Origin of the sequence: Mesorhizobium sp. M7A.F.Ca.CA.004.06.1.1 (genome assembly GCF_003999135.1) — a bacterium.
Taxonomy (GTDB): Bacteria; Pseudomonadota; Alphaproteobacteria; order Rhizobiales; family Rhizobiaceae; genus Mesorhizobium.
Window position 1 is genome coordinate 1 of sequence record NZ_RZPQ01000637.1, and the last position, 3,451, is coordinate 3,451.

The following is a 3,451-nucleotide window of genomic DNA, read 5'->3' on the forward strand; positions in this document are numbered from 1 at the left end:
CAGCGTAGAAAGTATCGCATACAAAACATATGTTCGCAATACGAACTTTCTGAAACCCGGAGCCGATGCGATGGTCAAGTTCCTGCCGCTCAAACAGGCCGTGGCCGAGAATTTGAAAGATGGCGACTCCGTCGCCTTCGAGGGCTTCACCCATCTGATCCCGACGGCGGCGGCGCATGAGGCGATCCGCCAGGGTTTTCGCGACCTGACCCTGATCCGCATGACGCCGGACCTGATCTACGACCAGATGATCGGCATGGGCATGGCAAAGAAAATCGTCTTCTCCTATGTCGGCAATCCCGGCGTCGGCCTGCTGCGGCGCGCCCGCGATGCCATCGAGAACGGCTTTCCGCGCTCACTCGAAATTGAGGAGCACAGCCATGCCGGCATGGCCAATGCCTATGAAGCGGGTGCTGCCGGCCTGCCCTGCGCGGTGTTTCGCGGCTATCGCGGTGCTGGCCTCGCGGCGGTCAACCCGAATATCAAGTCGGTGACCTGTCCGTTCACCGGCGAGGTGCTGGCCGCTGTCCCTTCGATCCGGCCTGACGTCACCTTCATCCATGCCCAGAAGGCCGACAGGAAAGGTAATGTGCTGGTCGAGGGCATCATCGGCATTCAGAAGGAAGCGGTTCTGGCGGCCAAACGCGCTGTGGTGACCGTCGAGGAAGTCGTCGACAATTTCGACGATCCGCACCCCAATCTGACCGTGCTGCCGCGCTGGACGATCGCGGCGATATCGGTCGTGCCCGGCGGCTCGCATCCGTCCTACGCGCACGGCTACTATGCGCGCGACAATGCGGCCTATCTCGAATGGGACGAGATCGCCGCCGACCGCGAGAAATTCCAGGCGTGGATGCAGGCCTACGTGATCGAGAAGAGCGCCGACGATTTCGCGGCCCGGGTCGAGCATTTGAGGAAAGCGGCATGAGCGACAATCCGGGATTCACCCCCAACGAGATGATGACCATCGCCGCCAGCCGCGCGCTGCGCAACGACGATGTCTGCTTCGTCGGCATCGGCGCGCCATCGGCCGCCTGCAATGTGGCGCGGCTGACGCATGCGCCTGACATCACCCTGATTTACGAGAGCGGCACGATCGGCACCGCGCCTGACGTGCTGCCGCTGTCGATCGGCGACGGCGAATTGTGCGAGACCGCTATCACCACCGTCGCGGTGCCTGAGATGTTCCGCTACTGGCTGCAGGGCGGCCGCATCTCGATCGGCTTCCTCGGTGCGGCGCAGCTCGACAAATTCGGCAACATCAACACCACCATCATCGGCGACTATTTCCATCCCAAGACCCGGCTGCCCGGCGGCGGCGGCGCGCCGGAGATCGCGACGTCGTCGAAGGAGATCTACATCACCATGGCGCAGACCAAGCGCGGCATGGTCGAGAAGATCGACTTCTTCACCTCCTTCGGCCATGGCGAGGGTGGTGACCATCGAAAACGGCTTGGCATAGACACCGCCGGCCCGACGCTGCTGATCACCGATCTCGCCATCTGGAAGCCGGACCCGGTGAGCAAGGAATTCACTGTCGTGTCGCTGCATCCCGGCGTCACGCGCCAGCAGGTGCAGGAGAGCTGTGGCTGGGTGGTAAAGTTCGCGGAGGCGCTTGACGAAACACCGGCGCCAAGCGAACTCGAACTCAAGACATTGCGCGACCTGCAGGCCCGCACCAAGGCGGCGCATGAGGGAACCGGAAAAGCAAAGGCTGCATGACATGGCCGAGGCCTATATCTGCGACTACATCCGCACTCCGATCGGCCGCTTCGGCGGTTCGCTGTCTTCGGTACGATCAGACGATCTTGGCGCGATACCGCTGAGGGCGCTGGCCGAGCGTAATCCCGGCATCGACTGGCAGGCTGTCGACGACGTCGTCTATGGCTGTGCCAACCAGGCCGGCGAGGACAACCGCAACGTGGCGCGCATGGCGCTGCTGCTGGCAGGTCTGCCGAAGGAGATTCCAGGTTCGACCGTCAACCGCCTGTGCGGCTCCGGCATGGATGCGCTGACCATAGCCGCTCGCGCCATCAAGGCGGGCGAAGCGGAATTGATGATCGCGGGCGGCGTCGAATCGATGAGCCGCGCGCCCTTCGTCATGCCCAAGGCCGACACGGCGTTCTCGCGCAATGCCGAGATCTACGACACCACCATCGGCTGGCGCTTCGTCAATCCGCTGATGAAGAAGCAGTATGGCGTCGATTCGATGCCGGAAACCGGCGAGAACGTCGCCGAGGATTTTTCGGTGTCACGCGCCGACCAGGACGCCTTTGCCGTACGCAGCCAGGACAAGGCGGTCGCCGCGCAAGCCAATGGAAGGCTGGCAAAGGAAATCACAGAGGTGACGATCCCGCAGCGCAAGGGCGATCCGGTGGTCATCTCGAAGGACGAGCATCCCCGCGCTGGCTCAACGGTCGAGACGCTGGCCAAGCTGCCGACGCCGTTCCGGCAAGGCGGTACGGTAACGGCCGGCAATGCCTCCGGCGTCAATGACGGGGCGGCGGCGCTGATCGTCGCTTCCGAGGCGGCGGTGAAGACATATGGCCTAACGCCGATCGCCCGCATTCTCGGCGGCGCTGCCGCCGGTGTGGCGCCGCGCATCATGGGCATCGGCCCGGCGCCGGCGACGCAAAAACTCTGCGCGCGGCTTGGCCTGACGCCAAAACAGTTCGATGTCATCGAGCTCAACGAAGCCTTTGCCTCGCAAGGCATAGCCGTGCTGCGCCAGCTTGGCATTGCCGAGGATGCGGAACACGTCAACCCGAATGGCGGCGCCATCGCGCTTGGCCATCCCCTGGGCATGTCGGGTGCCCGCATCTCCGGCACGGCGGCGCTGGAGCTGCGCGAACGTGGCGGCCGTTATGGGCTTGCCACGATGTGCATCGGTGTCGGCCAGGGCATCGCGATCGCGCTGGAACGGGTTTGATCGGCGGCCCTTGCTTGGCCGGCTAAGATCAAGAATCCGGTGCGCGGTTCAAATTTGACCACGTGGACAAAAGTCTGGCGTCGTTCCATACTTCCCCGTCTGACATTTTCACGAACAGCCGGCTCGACACGGCTGTCGAACAGAGGGGAATGCAATGGAAAACCGGAACAATAAATCGCAGATAAAACGCGAAGGGCTTTCGCGACGCAATGTGCTGGAGCTGGGCGCGCTTGGTTTGGCAGCTGCGATGCTGCCGGGCGCCGCTTTCGCGGCGGACAAGAAGCTGAAGGTGGCGGCGATCTTCGCCACGCCGATCGAGGAGCCGTGGGACAACCAGATCCATGTCGCCTTGCAGAGGGCCGAGAAGGAACTCGGCATCGAATACAAATGGTCCGAGAAGGTGCAGACCGCCGATTTCAGCCGCGTCATGCGCGAATATGCGCAAGGCGGCTATGAGCTGGTGCTGGGCGATGCCTTCGCCGCCGAGCGTGAATCGCGCCGCACAGCCAAGCAATTCCCGAA

At 63.2% G+C, this 3,451-nt stretch carries 3 protein-coding genes and 1 pseudogene; all 4 read left to right on the forward strand.

What is annotated here, in order from left to right; genetic code table 11:
• Positions 1–70 precede the first annotated feature (70 nt).
• Complete coding sequence (locus EN906_RS27395) at positions 71–928, forward strand: CoA transferase subunit A (RefSeq protein ID WP_127268264.1); 858 nt, start codon at positions 71–73, stop codon at positions 926–928.
• A complete protein-coding gene (locus tag EN906_RS27400; RefSeq protein ID WP_127268263.1) occupies positions 925–1,722 on the forward strand; it encodes a CoA-transferase subunit beta in 798 nt (265 codons plus the stop codon). The genes EN906_RS27395 and EN906_RS27400 overlap by 4 nt, the downstream gene beginning before the upstream one ends.
• Before the next feature lies 1 nt (position 1,723).
• Positions 1,724–2,929, forward strand: a complete 1,206-nt coding sequence (gene pcaF, locus EN906_RS27405; RefSeq protein WP_127268262.1) for a 3-oxoadipyl-CoA thiolase — start codon at positions 1,724–1,726, stop codon at positions 2,927–2,929.
• Positions 2,930–3,083: 154 nt separating this feature from the next.
• Positions 3,084–3,451: pseudogene (locus tag EN906_RS27410) on the forward strand (BMP family ABC transporter substrate-binding protein); the annotation flags it as partial.